Raw genomic sequence first — 20389 nt, forward strand, 5'->3', positions numbered from 1 at the left:
GCGTCAGGCGCCGTAGCCGAGTAGCGACTTGACCTCGAGGAACTCGTCGAAGGCGTAGTCGCCCCATTCGCGGCCGTTGCCACTCTTCTTGTAGCCACCGAATGGTGCGACCGGGTCGACCGTGGCACCGTTGAGACCGATCGAACCCGCGCGGATGCGCGAACCGATGCGGCGGACCTCGTCGATGTCCTTGCCGGAGACGTAACCGGCGAGGCCGTATTCGGTGTCGTTGCCGATCTTGATCGCCTCGTCGATCGAGTCGTAGGCGATGACGACGAGGACCGGACCGAAGACCTCGGTGCGGGCGATCTCCATGTCGTTGGTGACGTTGGTGAACACCGTCGGCTTCACGTAGTAGCCGGTCTCGAGACCTTCCGGGCGTCCCGCGCCGCCGATGACCGGGGTGGCGCCGTCGGCGATCGCACGCTCGATGAGGCCCTGGATCTTCTCGAACTGTGCCTCGGAGACCACCGGGCCGAGCTGCACATCGGTCGTCGGATCGCCGACGGTGATGTTCGGCTCGACCGACTTGGCGATCTCGGCGACCTCGTCGAGACGGGAGGACGGCACGAGCATGCGGCTCGGGGCGTTGCACGACTGGCCGGAGTTCATCATCATCGCCGCGATGCCGCCGGCGACGTTCTTCGCGAAGTCCTCGTCGTCGAGGATGATGTTCGGGCTCTTGCCGCCGAGCTCCTGGGCGACGCGCTTGACCGACGGGGCCGCGGTCTTGGCTACCTCGATGCCCGCACGGGTGGACCCGGTGAACGAGATCATGTCGATGTCGGGGTGGGCGGCCAGCGCGGCGCCGACGCCCGGTCCGTCACCGTTGACGAGGTTGAACACACCGGCGGGAACGCCTGCGGCGTCGAAGATCTCGGCCACGATGGCGGCAGAGAACGGTGCCACCTCGGAGGGCTTGAGCACCATGGTGCAGCCGGTGGCCAGGGCCGGGGCGACCTTGCACATGACCTGGTTCAGCGGCCAGTTCCACGGCGTGATGAAACCGCAGACGCCGATCGGCTCCTTGACGATGCGGTGTCCGCCGCGGTCCTCGCTGAAGGAGAAGCCGGGTAGCTGGGCGGCGGCGGTCATCAGGTGGCCGAGGCCGATCGGAACCTGCGCGGCGTTGGTGAGGCCGACGGGGGAGCCCATCTCCTCGGTGACCGCGGCGGCGAGATCGCCCATGCGGTTCTGGTACTCGGCGATGATCCGGTTGATGACCTCGAGTCGCTCCTCGACGGTGGTCTGGCCCCAGGTCTCGAAGGCGCGACGGGCGGCTTCCACGGCGGCGTCGACATCGGCAGCGCTTCCGATCGCGACCTGGCCGGCGGCCTTCTCCGTGGCCGGGTTGATCACGTCGATGACGTTGAGCTCGGCGGGTTCCACCCACCGGCCGTCGATGTAGAACTTGGTGATGTCCGGCATATCGCCTCCGTTGTCGCACTGATGTGAGGACATTTGTTGTCGATTTCACACTCTATGCCTTGAGGCGGCGGAGGTCTCGCGATTCCGGTAGCCGGAAGAGGTCGACGGGTGGGACATTTTGGGACAGCCGTCCCAGTCGCATTTTGCGACAGTTCGTCCCGAGGTCGGGGACTAAGGTCGAGGCATGATTCTCATCGTCGTGAAATGGCCCATCAAGCCCGAGTATGCGGACGAATGGCCGGAGCTGTCGCGCGAGTTCACCGAGGCGACGCGCGCCGAACCGGGCAACAAGTGGTTCGACTGGTCGCGTTCGCTGGACGACCCGCACACCTACGTGCTGGTCGAGGCATTCGACGACGACGCGGCCGAGGCGCATGTGACCTCGCCGCACTTCAAGCAGGCGCAGCAGGAGCTGCCCAAGTACCTGCAGCGGACCCCGGACGTCATCAACACCACCATTGACGGGGACGAGTGGTCGAAACTGGGCGAGTTCGAGGTCGCCTGACCGACGCCGCCGTCAGGGCCCGGTGCGGACCGCCGCATCCGGGGCGGTGTCGGTCGACGGGCCCGAGTCGTCGAGCCGGAGTTTCTCTCCTTCGATGTCGACGTCGGGCAGGATGCGGTCGAGCCACCGCGGCAGCCACCATGCCTTGTCGCCGAGCACCGTGAGCACCGCGGGCATGAGTGTCATGCGGACGACGAAGGCGTCGAAGAACACCGCCGCGGCCAGCGCGAAGCCCATCACCTTGATGAAGACCATGTCCTGCAACATGAACGCCGCGAACACGGAGATCATGATCGCTGCAGCGGCGGCCACCACGCGAGCGCTGTGTCGGTAACCCTCGACGACGGCGGTTTTCGCATCGGCGCCGTGGACGTAGGCCTCCCGCATCCGCGTCACGAGGAACACCTGGTAGTCCATCGCGAGTCCGAACACGATGCCCACCAGCATGATCGGCAGGAATGACACCACCGGCTGGGGATTCCCGACGATGCCCAGGGCTCCGTCGGTGAACAGCGCAACCGTGACACCGAAAGTGGCGGCAACGCTGAGCAGGAATCCGAGCGCGGCGGTCAAGGGCACCAGGATCGACCGGAACACGATGATCAACAGGATGAACGCCAGCCCCACCACGACCAGCAGGTAGGGGATGAGCGAGTCGGACAACCGGTCGGAGATGTCGAGCTCGATCGCGGTCTGACCGGTCACGCCGTACGAGATGCCGGTGGCCGCGGCGACGCGGGGCTCCATGTCGCGCAGGGTCTGGACGAGTTGCGGGGTGGCCTCGTCCGACGGGGCGGTTGAGGGGATGATGGTGATCTTCGCGGTGTCGCGGGCCTCGTTCAGTCCGCCGGCGCCGATCTGCGCGATCTCCACCCCTTCGATCTGGGCGAAGTCGTCGACGAGGGTGCCGAACGTGCGGAGCCGGTCACCCGTGTCCTCGATACCGCGCCCATCGGCGACGACGACGAGCGGGCCGTTGAACCCGGGCCCGTAGCCGTCGGCGACCATGTCGTACGCCTGTCGCTGTGTCGTCGACGGCTCGGCGGTCCCGTCGTTGGGCAGAGCCAGCTTGAGGCCGGTCATCGGGACCGCGAGTACGACGAGGATGCCGACGATCGCAGCGGTGACGGCGCGCGGATGGGCGACGATGCGCTGGACCCAGCGCTGGCCGTTGTGCACGCGCTCGGCCTCGTGCGGTTCCACATCGGGCGCGTTGAGGCGAGGGAGTCGCCCGCCGAAGGCCTTGCCGCCGAACAGGCCGAGAATCGCTGGTAGCAAGGTCAGGGCCACCAGCACCGCGACGATCACGGTGGCCGCCGCCGCGACACCCATCGCGGTGAGGAACGGGATGTTGACGATCGCCAGCGCCGCGAGCGCGATCACGACGGTGCTACCCGCGAACACGACAGCCGAGCCTGCGGTGCCGACGGCCCGCCCGGCCGCGTCAGCTCGGTTCGACGATCGATGGACCTCGTGGCGATACCGCGACACGATGAACAAGGCGTAGTCGATGCCGACGGCGAGTCCGATCATCGTGGCGAGGATTGGGGTCTCTTTGCTCAGATCGAAGAAGTGCGTGCCCATCTGGATGCCGAGCATGCCGATCGCCACGCCCACGATCGCGGTGATGATCGGCACGCCCCACGCGACGAGTGAGGCGAAGGTGAGGATCAGGATCAGTGCGCCGACCCCGATCCCGATGAGTTCGGAGGTGATACCGAGCTCGAATTGCTGTGTGGCAGTGCCCTTCATCTCGACGGTGAGTCCAGCGGCTCGCCCGTCCTCCGCGACGGCGTCCATCTGCTCGCGGGACCTCTCGGTGATGTCCGACGACGCCTCCACGGCGAAGGACGTACCGAACTGCGCGACGGTGGCCGAGGAGTTGATGGGTGAGGTCGCCTGGGCATCGGCCGCCGCCTCGGCGGCACTCTTGCCGAAGGTCTGCTCCTGGAAGGCCTGGGACAGTTCCCGGAGTCGACCGGGGGACTGTTCGGTGCCGTAGGAGACGAACGGATTGACGATCGAGTCGGGACTCGACACCCCGTCGACGTTCTTGAGGTCGGCGACCATGTCGTCGATCGCCTGCTGGTACCGGGGCTCGGTGAGCGTCGATCCCTGGGGTGCGCGAACCACATAGGTGACGCCGACGTCCGAGCCGAACGAGGGTTCGTCGGGGAAGCGCTCGACCATCAGGTCCTGCGCCTTCTCCGACGGGATGCCCGGGATGGAGAACGATTCGGACGTGGGTTTGGCCAGCAGTGTTGCGCCGACACCCAATCCGATGAGGACGAGAACCCAGATCGTGATCGTCTTGAGGCGATTCTCGTACGTCCAGCGTCCGAGTCGGTACAGGTGTGTTGCCACGTCAGGGCTCCTTGTGGGATGCGTCGGCCGGGCGGCTCATGAGCGGAATGGAATGCTCCAGACCCGCCGACATCTGGTCGAAGGCGGACTCGAGCACGGTAGGCAGGTCGGGTCGGCCGCGAGCCACGAAGAACTCGAGGGCGACTCGCGCGGCGGTGATTGCGGTGTGGACGACCAGGTGGGGATACATCGCATCGGTCCGCTGGCCGCGGCGGGCGTAGAGCAGCGTGAGCCGGGATTCGACCGTCTGGTCGAGGTCCATGTCGCGGGATCGGGCGGTCAGGGCCGGGTCGGTGTCGAGAAGCCTCAGCAATGCAACGATCTCGGCCGGCTCGCCGACGTCGAGTGAGGTGGCGGTCTCGGTCACCGCGGTCCGGACCGAACACCAGAAGCTCTCCTCGGCCGGCCGGGCTTCAATCCGCTCGATGACCGAATCCAGTAGGAGGTCCACAAGGTGGAGGAGGGCGTCTTCTTTGCCGCGAAGTAGTTGTGGAAGGTGCGGACCGAGACGTTCGCCTCCGCGGCGACCGCGTCGATGGTCACGTGGTCGATCCCGTCGCGCGTCGACAGGCGGAGCACGGCACGGGCGAGCGCCTTACGCGTTGCGGCCTTCTTCGCCTCACGGAGTCCTGACGGGTGCACTCCTCCACGGTACGGAAGTTGCAGAGCCATGCAAACTTGCAGACGTGTGCAAAATTGAGTGTGTTCTCTCACTCGACGCCGGGAGTGGTGGGGCTCACGCTGGATCAGGCCGCCGGGGCGGCGTTCGGGCTAACCTCCGTGCACGCTGCTGAGGATCGCGATGATCACGCCCGCGACCGTCAGCACGCCGACCACCCACGCCATGGTGATCGCAAGCCGACGGCGACGGAACCGTGCGGCGTTGATCGCGACGCCGAGGCACACGAGAATCGCGATCGAGTAGAGCGAGATGCCGAGGGTGAGCAGCGCGGCCGAGGAATCGGCGGCTACAGCGTCGGCGGCTGGGGAGTCGACGGCCAGAACCCGGGTGGACATGTCCCCGAGTACATCACCACCGCAGCATCACCCCGCCGCTGACCCGGGCGGCTTACGTGTACGACCACCGGACAGACAGGGCAACCAAGCGCTTGCTAGGGTTCCCGCATCGGCTCGGTCGAGGAGGATGCGTGGACGTCGACGGCAAGGGACTGACGGGCAAGGTCTTCGTGGTGACCGGTGCGGGCAACGGTATCGGCCGGTGCGTCGCACTGGAACTGATCTCCCGCGGTGCGAGGGTGGTCGGCGCGGACATCAACGAGGTCGGTCTCGCGGAGACCGGACGGCTGGTGGGCGACTCCCGGTTCCACGGGCACAAGCTGGACATCAGTGATCGCGAAGCGGTGCAACGGTTTCCGGAGGTCGTGCTCGCTGACGTCGAGCAGGTCGACGGACTGTTCAACATGGCCGGCATCCCGCAGGACACCCAACCCATCGCCGAGGTCGACGACGACCGCATCGACCTGCTCATGCGTGTCAACTACTACGGCACCGTGTGGCTCACCCGGGCCTTCCTGCCGCATCTGGAACAGCGTCCCGACGGTGGACTGGTCCTCATCACGTCGAGCCTGTCCGGGCTCGCACCGTTCCCGGGCGCGGCGTTCTACGGAGCCAGCAAGGCGGCGGTTGCGTTCTTCGGATACGGCCTCGCACAGGATCTGCGGGGGAAGAAATCGAAGGTCACCGCCACCACGGTCCTCCCCGGAACCATCTGGACCGACCTCGTCCGCAACACCTCCAAGGCCCTCGGCACCCCCGAAGCCCTGGCGAAGAACTTCGCGATGGCCCCGGAAAAGGCTGCACGCCTGATCATCGACGCCGCGCTCGCCGGCTGGGTGCGCGCGGTGGTCGGCAAGGACGCCCACGTGTTCAACGGAGCACGCAGGCTGAGTTCACGACTAAGCGAGCGGATGGCGTATGCACAGGTGGGCCGATTCGTCTATCGGCCGGTGCGTCGTCGGAACGGATGACATCGAGCCGGGAGCCGAGGCTACTGGTTGAATTCGACCATGCGATCTTCCCGGTCATCTGCTGCACGCATCATCGTGACCCGTGTGGTTACCGCTGCGATTGCCATGTCCGTCGTCGTGGGGCTCGGTGCCGCTCCGGCGCTCGCCGCTCCGTCGGCCGGGGAGCGGAGGTCGCTCAGCTACGTCGCCCTGGGTGATTCGCGGGCGGCCAGCCCGACCACGCTCACCCAGTTCCAGGGATGCTCACGGTCGGAGACGGCCTACCCGAACCTGCTCGCGAAGACCATCGCTGCGACGTCGTTCCGCACGGTGGCCTGTGTCGGCGCCCGCGGGGAGAACATCACCACGGCGCCGCAGCTGCGGTTCGACGGATTCCATCCACCGCAGATCGAGGCGGTGCGTCCCGACACGGACCTGATCACGATCTCGATCGGCGCCAACGACGCCAACTGGGGCAACCTCTCGCGCTGGTGTATCGCGCCGATCCAGGGCATGGACTCGCGCTGCCGGACCAATCCCTTCTACGTCACCGGGATCAACGACGGGCTGCGCGCGCTCGAGGCCTCGGTCGACTCGTCGCTCGAGGCCGTCCGGAAGCGGGCGCCCAAGGCGGTCATCGCTGTGATCGGACAGGGCGGGTACTTCGGCGACCGCGGATGCTATCCGGCCAACCCGGCAAGCGACGCCGACATCAGGTTCATCCGGAACGGCTTCCTGGCCCGGTACAACACGATTCTGGAGAAGGTGTCCGGACGTCACGGCGCCGTCTTCGTCGACATCCAGAACCGGGTCGTCGGGCATGACGCCTGCTCCGGGGACAAGTGGTTCGAGGGCTTCGTGCCGACCAGCATCTACCTCGGATTCCACCAGAACCTCAAGGGGAATGAGGCCATGGCTCGCCTGATCGCCGAGGCGCTGCCGGAGGACCTCGGCACCTCGCGCTGAGTTCGACAACCCGGTGCCCCCAGTCGGACTCGAACCGACACTGTGCCGATTTTAAGTCGGCTGCCTCTGCCATTTGGGCTATGGGGGCTTCGGAGTGAGCATAGTCAGGCTCCGTGACCTGCTTGTTCCTCGACCCGTCTTTCCTTGACCCGCTCACCTGAGCGGGTGATCATCGGAGGATGGACGCGGCAGCGGTGACCGGCGCACGGAACTGGGAGGCTGTCCGCACGCGGCATCCCGAACTCGTCGACCGTCTGGAGGTCGGCCTGTTGCAGGGCGATCCGCTTGCCGACGCGGTGGTCGTCGAGGCCCGCGAACGGGGCATGTCGTTCTCGACACTCGTCGATCTCCTGGAGTCCCATGCGGATTCGGAGGCGGGTGATCCCGACCGGATCGAGATGCCGGCGTCGATGCGTCGCCTGCTGCAGGTGACGAGCGCCCCGCCACCCTGGTTCGACGCGGCATTCGCGGCGTCGGGGGCCCGTGCGTGGTGGCGATTCGGCACGCTTCAGTCGTCGACGCTCTACCAATCGCTGATCTACGGATACAAGGCGCAGGGCTTCGTCCGGCCGTTGGTCGCGACCGGGCGCCTCGGGTTGGGAACCCGCGATCGGGGGCAGTCGACCGCGCGCTGGGTCGCCGAGGCCACCACACCGGGCGCGATGCTTCCAGGGAACCCGGGTTGGGTTGGGACACTGCGCATTCGGTTGCTTCACGCCTACATCCGAGATGTCCTTCGCCACCCACATGACGAGGGTGCGCCGGGCTGGGATGAAGCCGAGTGGGGCGTACCGATCAACCAGACGTATTCGGTCATGACCATCTCCTGCGGTTTCCTCGCGCTGCCGCTGCTGGTCGCACGTGACTTCGGTATCCACTACAGCAGCGCCGAACGCGAGGCGATCACGCATCTGTGGCGGTGGATCGGTTGGGTCATCGGCGTCGACGACGACCTGCTCCCGGCCAGCCACGCCGAGGCAGCCGACCTGTTCCGGGTGGCCGCCGAATTCGAACTCCAGCCCGACGACTCGTCGAAGGTGCTCATCAAGGCATTGCTGCACGAGGGCTACGACCTGCCCGGCGTCGTACACGGTGCCGCGCCGATCCCGGTGCCCTCGATCCTGGTCTCCGCGCTCGATGCGGTGACCGGTCCCGTTCTCCGATCGTCGTTCTCCGCCATCTCGACGCGGTGGGTGGAACGCTCGGTTGCGCGGCGGATGGGCTTACGTCGTTCGCCGCTGCATCACCTCGTCGACGTCGCGCGCCCGGCGATCCGGTTGCGGGAGATCATCCGTACGACCGGGCTGCTCGGCTCGGAGTCCGCCGTCATCGAACGCGAGCTCCGCACCGTGCGTCGCGGGCTCGGGATGGAAGTTCACGCCGGGAAACGCCGTTGACCCGCTAACTTACTGCTGATAACTTAACGCCGTAAGTCGACCGAGGCGAGGGGGACGCACGGTGGTTCGATCGACACGGCTGATCATCGCGATGCCGAGGAGGGTGCTGCTCGGCGCCTTCGTGCTGATCGTGGTGTGCGGCGCGTACGGTGCGACCGCCGCCGAACATCTCCTGGCCGGTGGCTACAGCGCTCCGAACGCCGAATCCGCGAGAGCCGACAAGGTGCTCGCCGAGACGTTCAACCGCGGCGGTATCCAGGTCGTCCTCAAACTCGACGGTCCCGACGGCGTGGACATCTCGCGCGACCCGACCGCGAAAGCCCTGGCCGACAACATTATCCGTGAACTCGATGCGAACGAGCATGTGCAAGACCAGATCCTGTCGGTCTGGGCCGACCCGGCCCTCGACTCCGCGCTGGTCAGCCGCGACCGGACGTCGACGCTGATCATCGCCGCCCTCGAGGGCGGCGAGGACCTGGCCCCCGCCCGGGCCGCGCAGATCGAAGAGGAGTTCACCGGGGAACGCGACGGGTTCTCGATCCGGGTCGGCGGCCAGGCGCTCGTCTACTCCCAGGTCAACGAGCAGACCTCGTCCGACCTGTTGATGGCCGAGGCGATCGCCATCCCCATCACCTTCCTCGTGCTGATCTTCGTGTTCGGCGGACTGATCGCGGCGGCCCTGCCCGTCGGCATCGGGATCATCTCGATCATCCTGACGTTCGCGCTGCTGCGGGCGATCGGATCGGTCACCGACGTCTCGGTGTTCGCGCTGAACCTGACCACCGCACTGGGTCTCGCGTTGGCCATCGACTACACGTTGCTGCTGCTCACGCGCTACCGGGAGGAGGTCGACCGGGGACTCGAACGTCCCGACGCGATCGTCCGTACTCTCGCGACCGCCGGTCGGACCGTGGCGTTCTCGGCCGTGACCGTGGCGCTCTCGCTCAGTGCGCTGGTGTTGTTCCCGCAGTACTTCCTGCGTTCCTTCGCCTTCGCCGGCCTGGGAGTCGTGGCCGTGGCGGCGTTCTCCGCGCTCATCATCACCCCGGCCGTGCTGATGGTCCTCGGGGATCGGATCGACGCTCTCGACGCACGGAAACCCGTGCGTCGGCTGCTGCGTCTGCCGCCGCCGCAGCCGCGCGAGCCGGAGGACACCAGGTGGTACCGCCTCGTCCAGTGGGTGCTGCGCCATGCATTGCCGGTCGCCGCGGTGGTCACCATCTTCCTGCTGGTCCTCGGCGCACCGTTCCTCTCACTCCGGATGGGCTTCCCCGACGACCGCGTGCTCCCGGAGTCCGCCAGTTCGCACGCCATCCAGCAGGAGATCCGCGACGACTACGAGGACGACCTCTCCTCGGCCATCACCATTGTCGTGCAGGGGCCGGCGGGGCCGGAATCGCTCGCCGCGTACACGAGAGCGCTGTCGCAGGTCGACGACGTCAACTCGGCCGGTTCGTCGGCGGGGACCTTCGTCCGCGGCGAGCCGCTCGCGCCCGGCAGTCCCGACGAGAGCCGCGGCGACGTGCACGTCGTCAACGTGTCCACCGATCGCGACCCGACGAGCGATGCAGGCATGGCTCAGCTCGACGCGTTGCGTGCGGTACCCGCACCCGAGAGAACCGACACCCTGTTCACCGGTCTGGCGGCGACCACCGATGACACCGTCAGTTCGATCTTCGCCCACACGCCCTGGGTGCTGGCCATCATCGCCGTCGCCACATTCGTGCTGCTGTTCCTCTTCACCGGCAGCGTTGTCCTCCCACTGAAGGCACTGGCGCTCAACATCCTCTCGTTGTCGGCGACCTTCGGTGCGATGGTCTGGTTCTTCCAGGAGGGTCACCTCGACGGCCTGGGCACGACGGCGACCGGGACACTCAACGCGACCGTGCCTGTCCTGCTGTTCTGCGTGGCGTTCGGTCTGTCCATGGACTACGAGATGTTCCTGCTCGGACGCGTGCGAGAGGAATGGCTGAAATCCGACCGCACCCGCGGGGCGAACGACCACGCGGTCGCGTTAGGCCTCGCGCGTACCGGCCGGGTGATCACCGCGGCGGCCCTGTTGATGAGTATCGTCTTCGCCGCGATCGCGGCCTCCCAGGTGTCGTTCATGCGTATGTTCGGAGTGGGGCTGGCGCTGGCCGTGGTGATGGACGCGACCCTGGTCAGGATGTTCCTGGTGCCGGCATTCATGCGCCTCGTCGGACGCGCCAACTGGTGGGCGCCGCCCCCGCTGCGGAAGCTCCACGACCGCTTCGGGTTGTCCGAGGAAGTTGCCGAAGACCTCCCGGGGGACGACACATCCCGTCGGTACCGGACTCAGGAGAAGGATCGAGCGCAGGAGAACAGTGACGACACGCAGACGGGCGAGGTCGCCTCGCGGGGCAGGTGAGATCCTCGCCGAGGAGATCATCGAGGCCGCGGGTGACCTCCTGGTCGAGCACGGAGACGACACCGCCATGTCGATCCGGGCGGTCGCCACTCGCGTCGGGGTGACCCCGCCGTCGATCTACCTGCACTTCGCCGACAAGGGCGCGTTGCTCGACGCCGTGTGCGCCCGATACTTCGAGCGACTCGACGCCCAGCTCGACGCCGCCACCGAGGACATCACCGACCCGTTGGACCGTGCGCTGCAACTCGGGCTCGCCTACATCCGATTCGCCGTCGCGACCCCGGTGCTCTACCGGGTCGCCTTTGGGAAGCCCGCCGACGCCGCACATCCCTCCAAGGTCGACCAGGTGCTGACCGCCAGCGCCTACACGCGGTTCGTGGACACGGTGACCGAGCTCGCCGACGAGGGCATGTTCGACCACGACGAGGTGAAGGACGTCGTCCTCGAACTCTGGGCCGCCGCGCATGGCATCGCCTCGCTGATGCTCGCCAAGCCCGGCCTGGGCTGGGGAGACCAGTTCGAGCGGGCCGAGTCGATGCTGAAGGCCGTGTGCCTGGGACGTGCGGTGATGACCGTGAACGCAGGAACTCGGGACTCCGAAACCGCTCGGTCCTGGCTGATGACGCTCCGTTCCCGGCAGGACGGGGAGCGGTCGTGAACGACAGAATGGTCAAGAGCCGGTAAAGTCGCATTCGACACGGTCGTCTTGTGATCCCGTCAGGGAACTCACAGGAATGACCCGACGTTGAGACGGTATACATCCGTACCGATTAAGGAGCGCTTCGTGCGAGAGAGCAGCAATCCGGTGATGCGCGGTGTGGTCCGCGACAATCAATCCGGGTACGCGGGATTCGGGGCCGGCATGGCCGGCGCCGGCGTCTCGATGAACAAATACGGTCAGGCCACTGATCCGTACAGCCCGCAGGCACCGTCGGCCACCCGCCAGCTCACGATCGACGACGTGGTCACCAAGACCGCGATCACCCTGGGTGTCCTCACGGTTGTCGCGATCGCGACCTACTTCGGCATCTCCAGCCGGGCCACCGAGGCCGCTCAGACGAGCCTCGCGCTGCCGCTGATGATGGTCGGCGCGATCGGCGGCCTCGTCCTCGTCCTGGTGGCGACCTTCGGTCGCAAGCAGGACAACCCGGCCATCGTGCTCGCCTACGCGGCATTCGAGGGTCTGTTCGTCGGTTCGATCTCGTTCGTCTTCGCGAACCTGGTCGTCGGCGGTGACATCTCGGCCGGAGCCCTGATCGGGCAGGCGGTCCTCGGTACGTTCGGCGTGTTCTTCGGCATGCTGTTCGTCTACAAGATCGGCGCCATCCGCGTCACGCCGCGCTTCACCCGCATGCTGTTCGCCGGCATGATCGGCGTGCTCGTGCTGATGCTGGGCAACCTGGTCATCGGCCTGTTCACCGGTGAGGCCGGCATCCTGCGCGACGGCGGCCCGATCGCGATCATCTTCTCGCTGGTCTGCATCGCGCTGGCGGCGTTCAGCTTCCTGCTCGACTTCGACTCGGCGGATCGCCTGATCCGCGCCGGCGCACCCGACCGCGCCGCCTGGGGCGTCGCCCTCGGTCTGACCGTCACCCTGGTCTGGCTGTACGTCGAGATCCTGCGTCTGCTGAGCTACTTCAACTCGGACTAGTTCCCGACGCGGCGACGGCCGCACCGGACCCGACGACGAACCCCGCACTCTCGAGTGCGGGGTTCGTTGTCATCTGAGCGGGGGAAATCGTCGTCAAGCGCACCTCGGCGAACCGGAAACATGCCGACCATCGAGCATGGTCTGGTTCCTGTTTCAGTTGGCGCTGATGGTCGTCGGCGCGATCGTGCACATACTGGTGGACCGGTCGGCGCGGAGACGCACCACCGGCCGCGTGGCAGAACTGGTGCTGCTGTGGATTCTCGTACCCGGCGGCGTCTTCGGCGTCCTCGCCGGCGTCGGCCATGTCGGCCCCAACGCTGCGGAGCTCGCCAAGGACATCGGACCCGACTACGTTCCCGGCATGTTCCAATGGGAACTCGGCTGGAACGACATCGCGATCGGGCTGCTGTGCGTGCTGACCTTCCGGGTCCGCAACCGCGGCGGATGGCTCGACGCCGCGGTCTGGGCGCTGGCCATCAGCTACGGCGGCGACCTCGCCGGCCACATCTCGCAGTACTACCTCCACGACAACCACGCGACGAACAACGCGTGGGCGATCCCGGCGGAGATCTACATCGTCGGCGTCACGGTCATCGCGTGGGCGATCTACCGACGAACAACCCCCCGCAGCGTTGCGATCCTGGGACCGAACGCGGCGAGGGGCGTCGAAGAAGGAGTCGAGACTCGCGTCAGCTGAGGCGCTCGAGCACCATGGCCATACCCTGACCGCCGCCGACACACATCGACTCGATGCCGAAGGTCTTGTCGTGGGTGCGGAGGTTGTTGAGCAGGGTCGTGGTGATCCGCGCGCCGGTCATACCGAACGGGTGGCCGAGGGCGATGGCGCCGCCCGACACGTTCAGCTTGTCGTGGTCGATGCCGAGCTCGTTCGCCGAGCCGAGCACCTGGACGGCGAAGGCCTCGTTGATCTCCACGAGGTCGATGTCGGACAGCGACATCCCGGAGACCTTGAGCACCTTGCGGATCGCCTCGATCGGGCCCAGGCCCATGATCTCCGGCGACAGGCCGGTGGCGGCGGTGGCGACGACCCGGGCGAGCGGGGTCAGGCCCAGCTCCTTGGCCTTGGTGTCGCTCATGATGACCAGTGCGGCGGCGCCGTCGTTGAGCGGGCAGGCGTTACCCGCGGTGATGGTGCCGTCGGGGCGGAAGACGGGCTTCAGCTGCGAGATCTTCTCGTACGTCGTACCGGCGCGCGGGCCGTCGTCGGTGGTGACCTGCGTACCGTCGGGCAGGGTGACCGGGTCGATCTCGCGCTCGAAGAAGCCGGACTTGATGGCCTCCTCCGCACGGTTCTGGCTGAGGACGCCCCAGCGGTCCTGGTCCTCACGCGAGATGCCGGTGAAGGTGGCGACGTTCTCGGCGGTCTGGCCCATCGCGATGTAGACGTCCGGGATGAGTCCGTCCTGGCGGGGGTCGTGCCAGATTCCGGCGTCGCCGGCGGCGGAGAGTTCGGTGCGCGCCATCGCGTCGTCGAACAGCGGGTTCTTGGAGTTCGGGGCGCCGTCGGCACCGCCGGAGACGCCGAAGCTCGACACGCTCTCGACGCCGCCGGAGATGATGACGTCGGCCTCTCCCGCCTTGATGGCGTGCAGCGCCATGCGGGTGGTCTGCAGCGACGACGAGCAGTAACGGTTGACCGTCACGCCGGGGACGTGGTCGTAACCGAGTTCGACGGCGATCACGCGGGCAATGTTGTAACCGCCCTGTCCGCCGGGCTGGCCGATGCCCCAGTGGATGTCCTCGATGTCAGCCGGGTCGAGTTCGGGCACCTTCGCGAGGGCCGCTTCGACCATCTGACGGGACAGTTCGTCGGGACGGACGTCTTTGAGGGATCCCTTGGCGGCGCGGCCGATCGGGGAGCGGGCGGTGGATACGATAACTGCTTCAGCCATGCGCTCACGCTACCCAACCAAGCAGATGCTTGGTCGCATTGGGTGGGAGATCACACCTGCTTGAGCAGGCGGCGGAGCCCGGTGGCCACTCGCGTCTCCTCCACGGCGGGAGATTCCTCCGGGGGCTCGGGCAGTGGGGCCGAGCCCCATTCGCCGATGGCGTCGAGGACCGGCGGCAGCAGGATCTCGGCGGCGAGCGCATACCCCGCCGCCGACGGGTGGTACTGATCCGGCGACAGCATGAAATCGTGTTGGGCCCGGAATTCCTTGGCCATCAGATCGGCGAGCGGAACCGGGTGTCCACCTGCGGCGCGGACCGCCGAGCGCTGCAGGGCTGCGAGTCGAAGGCCCCACTGCCGCAACACGGTTCGCAACGGTTGGGGGATGGCCGTGATCACCCCGAAGTCGGGACAGGTGCCGACGACGACCTTCGCGCCGCCGCCGACGAGCAGGCGCACGGCGTCACCGAGCCGACGGGCTGACGCACGGATGCCGTTGCGGGAGGTCACATCGTTCGCGCCGATCAGGATGATCGCGACGTCCGGTCGTTCGCGCGCGATGAACATCGCGTCGATCTGGGCGGCCAGACCCTTCGACGTCGCACCGACGATGGCCTTGTTGGCGTAGCGGACCGTCCTGCCGGTCTCGGCCGCGACGCGCCGAGCGACCTGGACGCCGGGTGTCTCGTCGGCGGTGTCGACGCCGAGCCCGGCCGCGGTGGAATCGCCGAAGACGGTCAGGAACAGGTCGATCGGGGTGTCGCGGGTGTAGCGCGTGACCCGGCCGTCCGGGTGGTAGACGCCGTCGCCGTCGGGTGCGTTGTCGGTGCGGTGGGGGATCACCGTGCGGGCGGTCGCGGCCTGGCCGATGAGGTAGTTCCACACCGCCCAGCCGGCGCCTGCTCCAGCCGCGGTGGCTGCCGCCGTGGCCCCGACGTCGCGGGCGACCCGACCCCAGAATCGACCGTCGGTACCGACCCTGCGACTCAAACCGGACACGGCCGCCAGTCTAGAGGGAACGGCAGGCCGGCAGAGGGACCCGCGGGTTGACGACGGCCGAGTGACGGGGACGACGGCGGTTCTGGGACCATGGAGACATGCGCATCGCCAATCACGTTGTGGACCTGGTGGGCAACACCCCTCTGGTCAAGCTGAACTCTGTCACCACGCCCGGATCCGGGCTGGTCGCGGCCAAGGTGGAATACCTCAATCCCGGCGGGAGCAGCAAGGACCGCATCGCGGTCCGGATGATCGACGCCGCGGAGGCCTCCGGCGAACTGAAGCCCGGCGGCACCATCATCGAGCCGACGTCCGGCAACACCGGGGTTGGCCTCGCGCTCGTCGCGCAGCAGCGCGGTTACAAATGCGTGTTCGTCTGCCCCGACAAGGTGGGCGAGGACAAGCGTAACGTGCTGCGTGCCTACGGTGCCGAGGTCGTCGTCTGCCCGACCGCCGTGCCGCCGGAGCACCCGGACAGCTACTACAGCGTTTCTGATCGCCTGGTGCGCGAGATCGAGGGTGGGTGGAAGCCCAACCAGTACGCGAACCCCGCCGGTCCGCAGAGCCACTACGAGACCACCGGCCCGGAGATCTGGGCGGACACCGACGGCAAGGTCACCCACTTCGTGGCCGGCGTCGGAACCGGTGGCACCATCACCGGCACCGGGCGTTACCTCAAGGAGGTCTCCAACGGCGCGGTGAAGGTCGTCGGTGTCGACCCCGAGGGTTCGGTGTACTCCGGCGGGACCGGACGCCCGTACCTCGTCGAGGGTGTCGGTGAGGACTTCTGGCCGGCCGCCTACGACCCGAGCATCCCGGACGAGATCATCGCCGTTTCCGACGCCGACTCGTTCGACATGACGCGCCGCCTCGCCCGCGAGGAAGGACTTCTCGTCGGCGGTTCGTGCGGCATGGCCGTCGTGGCCGCCCTCCAGGTCGCCGAGCGTGAGGGACCGGATGCCGTCGTCGTCGTCCTGCTCCCGGACGGCGGACGCGGCTACATGGCGAAGATCTTCAACGACGAGTGGATGAGCAGCTACGGCTTCCTCCGCACGCCGCTGGACGCCAACACCAAGGAGTCGCTGGTCGGGGACGTGCTGCGCGGCAAGACCGGCGCCCTGCCCGACCTCGTCCACACCCACCCGCAGGAGACGCTGCGCGACGCCATCGAGATCCTCCGTGAATACGGGGTGTCGCAGATGCCGGTCGTCGGTGCCGAACCGCCGGTCATGGCCGGCGAGGTCGCCGGCGCGGTCACCGAACGCGATCTGCTCAGCGCCGTCTTCGAGGGCCGTGCCAGCCTGGCCGATCCCGTCTCGGCGCACATGGGAGATCCGTTCCCGCTCATCGGCTCCGGTGAGCCGGTCAGTGCCGCCACCAAGGCGCTCGGCGACAGCGATGCCCTGATGGTCGTAGAGGACGGCAAGCCCATCGGCGTCATCACGCGCCACGACCTGCTCGCGTTCGTCTCGAGCCACCCGATCGTCGGATAGGAGCACCACACTGTGAGTGAACGACGCAGCGCCGCGGATTCGGTTCGCTGGCAAGGTTTCTCGACCCGCGCCATCCACGCCGGCTACGATCCGGACCCTCAGACCGGCGCGGTGAACGTGCCGATCTACGCCAGCTCGACCTTCGCCCAGGACGGCGTCGGCGGACTGCGCGACGGCTTCGAGTACGCCCGCACCGGCAACCCGACGCGACGCGCGCTGGAGGCCAACCTCGCCGCCCTCGAGCACGGAACCTACGGCCGCGCCTTCGCGTCCGGCATGGCCGCCACCGACTGCCTGCTGCGTTCGACGCTGCGCCCTGGCGATCACCTGGTGATCCCCAACGACGCCTACGGCGGCACCTTCCGTCTCATCGACAAGGTGTTCACCCAGTGGGGCATCACCTACTCGGTGGCACCGGTGTCCGATGTCGCCGCCGTCCGTGACGCCATCCGTCCGGAGACCAAGCTCGTCTGGACCGAGACACCCACCAACCCGCTGCTCAACGTCGGCGACATCGAGACGATCGCCTCAATCGCGCACGAGGCCGGCGCGAAGCTCGTGGTGGACAACACCTTTGCCTCGCCGTACCTTCAGCAGCCGCTGACGCTGGGTGCCGACGTCGTCCTGCACTCGACCACCAAGTACCTCGGCGGTCACTCCGACGTCGTCGGCGGTGCGCTGGTCACCGACAGCGAAGAACTCGACGAGGCCTTCGCGTTCCTGCAGAACGGCGCAGGCGCGGTTCCCGGACCGTTCGACGGCTACCTGACGATGCGCGGCACCAAGACGCTCGCCGTCCGCATGGACCGTCACTGCGACAACGCCGAGAAGGTCGTCGAGTTCCTGAACTCGCACGACAAGATCGAGGCCGTCCTGTACCCGGGACTCGAGAACCACCCGGGCCACGCGGTCGCGGCGAAGCAGATGAAGCGCTACGGCGGGATGGTGTCGGTCCTGGTCAAGGGCGGCATCGAAGAGGCCAAGGCTTTCTGCGCCCGCACCGAGGTGTTCACGCTCGCGGAGTCGCTGGGTGGCATCGAGTCGCTGATCGAACACCCCGGCGCGATGACCCACGCGTCGACGGCCGGTTCGCTGCTGGAGGTCCCCGCCAACCTGGTCCGCCTGTCGGTCGGAATCGAGGACATCGACGACATCCTGGGTGACCTGGAGAACGCGCTGCGCTGAGCGCCATGCTGCTGACCCCGGCTGACATCGAGAAGGCGACCACCGAGCTGTCCGGCGTCGTCCGGCGGACGCCGATGGTCGCGTCCCGTGTGCTATCCGAGCGGAGCGGGGCTGACGTCTTGCTCAAGTGCGAGAACCTGCAACGGACCGGCTCGTTCAAGCCGCGGGGTGCCTATCTGCGGATCTCTCGGCTGACGGCCGAGGAACGTGCCCGCGGCGAGCGCCGGCAATCACGCGCAGGGTGTCGCCTGGTCGGCGACCGAGCTGGGGATCACCGCACGCGTGTACATGCCGACCGGCGCGTCGTTGCCGAAGATCGCGGCGACGAAAGCCTATGGCGCCGAAGTGGTTCTGGCCGGTGAGACGGTGGACGATTCCCTCGTCGAAGCCCAGCGGTACGCCGATCAGACCGGTGCGGTGCTGATCCATCCGTTCGATCACCTCGACATCGTCGCCGGTCAGGCGACGGTCGGGGTCGAGATCCTCGAGCAGATGCCCGACGTCAGCACCATCATCGCACCGCTCGGCGGCGGCGGTCTGCTCGCCGGAGTCGCCGCGGCGGTACAGGCGTCGAGGCCGGACGTCCGCGTCATCGGTGTGCAGGCAGCGCAGGCCGCGGCCTGGCCGACGTCGCTCGCCGCGACGCGTCCGGTACCTGCGGGGTCGATGAACACCATGGCCGACGGTATTGCCGTGGCCCGGCCGGGTGACGTCCCGTTCGCCCACGTCACCGAGTACGTCGACGAGGTCGTCACGGTCAGCGAGGAAGAACTCAGCACTGCGCTGCTGCTGATGCTCGAACGGGCGAAGATGGTCGTCGAACCCGCCGGTGCAGCAGGCGTTGCCGCGGCGGTCGGCGGCACCCTCGACCTGTCGGGGAAAGTCTGTGTCGTGTTGTCCGGCGGCAACATCGACCCCTTGCTGCTGCGCCACGTCACGACCCACGGCCTCACCGCGGCCGGCCGGTTCCTGACCTTCACCGCCACCGTCTCCGACCGCCCGGGCGGGCTCCTCGCACTACTGGAGCTGCTCCGCGATCTCGGCGCCAGCGTCATCGACATCGTGCACTCACGCGTCGCCGACGACCTCTACCTCGGCGAGGTGCAGGTGACGGTCAGCGTCGAGACCCGCGGCCCCGACCATCAGCACGACGTCCGTCGCGCGTTGAGCGAGGCAGGGTTTCTGCGGGAGGTGTGACCGTCAGGTTGTGGACGGAGCGGTCACCTGTGCAGTCTTCTGGTCGTCGGGCGTCGGTACGCACATATCTTGCCGTGCATGGGAAGACGTTCACACTCAACCGAGTCGGCCTGGGGACCTGAGCATGCGGAGCGGATTCGGGAGGATCTCAGAGGATGGTGGAACCATGTATTGACCTCTACCAGTGGTCTGGTCGAAGAGGTCGGTCGGGAAGTGTCGAACAGCGCTGTCACCGAAGCGGATCTGAAGAGATTGTCCGTCGACGAACTGTTGGCGAACCTCAAGCGGTGGTCTCATCTACGGAAGACCTCGGAGGAGGTCTATGCGTTGACTCTCAATTCCTTTCGCGCACGGCGTGAGGTTGCATCGATGCCGCTCGCATGGGTGACCGACTCCGCACTGGACGTCGTCGCAGGGTTACTCGACTGCTATGACTTCGATGATCTGGTCTTCATGTTCGGGCCCAAGAGGGCCAAGCAAGGTGGACTTGCACTGTTCGAATCGTCCGTCGGTCGATATCAGGCTGGGGACGTCCATCTCGGGCTCCGACAACGCGAGGTCTCCATCGATGGACTCCTCTGGCTTCGGCGCGAGGCAACGGACGCCGAAATGTGTGAGTACTACGACGATTTGAATGACGAATACGATGATCTCGAGTTGGAGGACGAGTTCGGCGTCCTCGTGATTCACGTTCTGACGAGACATCGAGCGTTCCGGCGTTCGGTTGAGCGTGGGTTGAACGGATTGTCTGTCGTCGACGCCGGAACGGTGACCCTGCCGCTCACATCCGTTGATTCCAGGCTGCGGCGCAGTCAGTTGCCAGTACAGCTCTTGGCAGGTCTCGTCGGTGAGCTCGACGTTGATCGGTTCTCATCGCTGAGGGTCGAGACGATCGATCGTCACACCTCAATCGTCTCCGCTGCGTGATCCTGGCAG

The 20389-nt window shown here is 67.1% G+C and carries 18 protein-coding genes, 1 tRNA gene and 1 pseudogene; 12 read left to right on the forward strand and 8 right to left on the reverse strand.

Translation table 11 applies throughout. The annotated features are described in order from the left end of the window. Nucleotides 1-3: 3 nt before the first annotated feature. Nucleotides 4-1428, reverse strand: a complete 1425-nt coding sequence (locus GOALK_RS04815) for an aldehyde dehydrogenase family protein (RefSeq protein ID WP_006357679.1) — start codon at nt 1426-1428, stop codon at nt 4-6. 184 nt (nt 1429-1612) lie between these two features. Here GOALK_RS04815 and GOALK_RS04820 point away from each other — a divergent pair, with 184 nt between their 5' ends. Continuing rightward, complete coding sequence (locus GOALK_RS04820; protein ID WP_006357680.1) at nt 1613-1933, forward strand: putative quinol monooxygenase; 321 nt, start codon at nt 1613-1615, stop codon at nt 1931-1933. Between the two features lie 12 nt (nt 1934-1945). On the opposite strand, the gene GOALK_RS04825 is transcribed toward GOALK_RS04820, so the two are convergent. The 4 genes from GOALK_RS04825 to GOALK_RS04835 all read right to left on the reverse strand — a co-directional run bounded on the left by GOALK_RS04825 (nt 1946) and on the right by GOALK_RS04835 (nt 5314). After that, nucleotides 1946-4297 (reverse strand): MMPL family transporter, encoded by a 2352-nt coding sequence (locus GOALK_RS04825; RefSeq protein WP_006357681.1) that lies wholly within the window; start codon nt 4295-4297, stop codon nt 1946-1948. A gap of 1 nt (nt 4298) precedes the next feature. Beyond that, nucleotides 4299-4664, reverse strand: a complete 366-nt coding sequence (locus GOALK_RS24545; protein ID WP_006357682.1) for an acyl-CoA-like ligand-binding transcription factor — start codon at nt 4662-4664, stop codon at nt 4299-4301. Next, entirely contained in the window at nt 4661-4939 is a 279-nt protein-coding gene (locus GOALK_RS24550; protein WP_006357683.1) for a TetR/AcrR family transcriptional regulator, read from the reverse strand. Before GOALK_RS24550 ends, GOALK_RS24545 begins: the two co-directional genes overlap by 4 nt. Nucleotides 4940-5068: 129 nt before the next feature. Next, nucleotides 5069-5314, reverse strand: coding sequence for a hypothetical protein (locus GOALK_RS04835; protein WP_006357684.1), 246 nt, complete (start codon nt 5312-5314; stop codon nt 5069-5071). A 131-nt stretch (nt 5315-5445) separates the two neighbouring features. On the opposite strand from GOALK_RS04835, the gene GOALK_RS04840 reads away from it, so the two are divergent. Then, nucleotides 5446-6285: an SDR family NAD(P)-dependent oxidoreductase gene (locus tag GOALK_RS04840; protein ID WP_006357685.1), complete on the forward strand. Its 840-nt coding sequence runs from the start codon at nt 5446-5448 to the stop codon at nt 6283-6285. 105 nt (nt 6286-6390) lie between these two features. After that, nucleotides 6391-7230: an SGNH/GDSL hydrolase family protein gene (locus GOALK_RS04845; RefSeq protein WP_006357686.1), complete on the forward strand. Its 840-nt coding sequence runs from the start codon at nt 6391-6393 to the stop codon at nt 7228-7230. Between the two features lie 14 nt (nt 7231-7244). On the opposite strand, the gene GOALK_RS04850 is transcribed toward GOALK_RS04845, so the two are convergent. Then, a tRNA-Leu gene (locus GOALK_RS04850) sits at nt 7245-7318 on the reverse strand. Between the two features lie 91 nt (nt 7319-7409). Here GOALK_RS04850 and GOALK_RS04855 point away from each other — a divergent pair. From GOALK_RS04855 to GOALK_RS04875, 5 genes are all read left to right on the forward strand, one after another. Further along, nucleotides 7410-8627, forward strand: a complete 1218-nt coding sequence (locus tag GOALK_RS04855) for an oxygenase MpaB family protein (protein ID WP_006357687.1) — start codon at nt 7410-7412, stop codon at nt 8625-8627. Between the two features lie 61 nt (nt 8628-8688). Beyond that, the gene (locus tag GOALK_RS04860) at nt 8689-11016 is read left to right on the forward strand and encodes an MMPL family transporter (protein WP_035750484.1); all 2328 of its coding nucleotides are present in this window, start codon (nt 8689-8691) and stop codon (nt 11014-11016) included. Beyond that, nucleotides 10973-11674 carry a TetR/AcrR family transcriptional regulator gene (locus GOALK_RS04865; RefSeq protein ID WP_035750487.1) on the forward strand — a complete coding sequence of 234 codons (702 nt, stop codon included), beginning with the start codon at nt 10973-10975 and terminating at the stop codon, nt 11672-11674. Before GOALK_RS04860 ends, GOALK_RS04865 begins: the two co-directional genes overlap by 44 nt. Nucleotides 11675-11800: 126 nt before the next feature. Beyond that, on the forward strand, nt 11801-12667 hold the full coding sequence (locus tag GOALK_RS04870; protein ID WP_006357690.1) for a Bax inhibitor-1/YccA family protein: 867 nt from the start codon (nt 11801-11803) through the stop codon (nt 12665-12667). Nucleotides 12668-12803: 136 nt separating this feature from the next. Next, nucleotides 12804-13364: a DUF6790 family protein gene (locus GOALK_RS04875; RefSeq protein WP_006357691.1), complete on the forward strand. Its 561-nt coding sequence runs from the start codon at nt 12804-12806 to the stop codon at nt 13362-13364. Here the strand turns inward: GOALK_RS04875 and GOALK_RS04880 are convergent. Then, nucleotides 13357-14580 (reverse strand): acetyl-CoA C-acetyltransferase, encoded by a 1224-nt coding sequence (locus GOALK_RS04880; protein WP_006357692.1) that lies wholly within the window; start codon nt 14578-14580, stop codon nt 13357-13359. The genes GOALK_RS04875 and GOALK_RS04880 overlap by 8 nt on opposite strands. A 50-nt stretch (nt 14581-14630) precedes the next feature. Further along, nucleotides 14631-15578: an SGNH/GDSL hydrolase family protein gene (locus GOALK_RS04885; RefSeq protein ID WP_196222036.1), complete on the reverse strand. Its 948-nt coding sequence runs from the start codon at nt 15576-15578 to the stop codon at nt 14631-14633. A gap of 98 nt (nt 15579-15676) precedes the next feature. Here GOALK_RS04885 and GOALK_RS04890 point away from each other — a divergent pair, with 98 nt between their 5' ends. The 4 genes and pseudogenes from GOALK_RS04890 (at nt 15677) to GOALK_RS04905 (ending at nt 20380) form a co-directional block, all read left to right on the forward strand. Further along, nucleotides 15677-17071: a cystathionine beta-synthase gene (locus GOALK_RS04890; RefSeq protein WP_005195686.1), complete on the forward strand. Its 1395-nt coding sequence runs from the start codon at nt 15677-15679 to the stop codon at nt 17069-17071. A gap of 12 nt (nt 17072-17083) precedes the next feature. Further along, the gene (locus GOALK_RS04895) at nt 17084-18256 is read left to right on the forward strand and encodes a cystathionine gamma-synthase (RefSeq protein WP_005195687.1); all 1173 of its coding nucleotides are present in this window, start codon (nt 17084-17086) and stop codon (nt 18254-18256) included. A gap of 5 nt (nt 18257-18261) precedes the next feature. Further along, nucleotides 18262-19453: pseudogene (ilvA, locus tag GOALK_RS04900) on the forward strand (threonine ammonia-lyase). Nucleotides 19454-19624: 171 nt separating this feature from the next. After that, nucleotides 19625-20380 (forward strand): hypothetical protein, encoded by a 756-nt coding sequence (locus GOALK_RS04905; RefSeq protein ID WP_157139136.1) that lies wholly within the window; start codon nt 19625-19627, stop codon nt 20378-20380. The last annotated feature ends 9 nt before the right edge of the window (nt 20381-20389 follow it).

This window comes from Gordonia alkanivorans NBRC 16433, assembly GCF_000225505.1.
Taxonomy (GTDB): domain Bacteria; phylum Actinomycetota; class Actinomycetes; order Mycobacteriales; family Mycobacteriaceae; genus Gordonia; species Gordonia alkanivorans.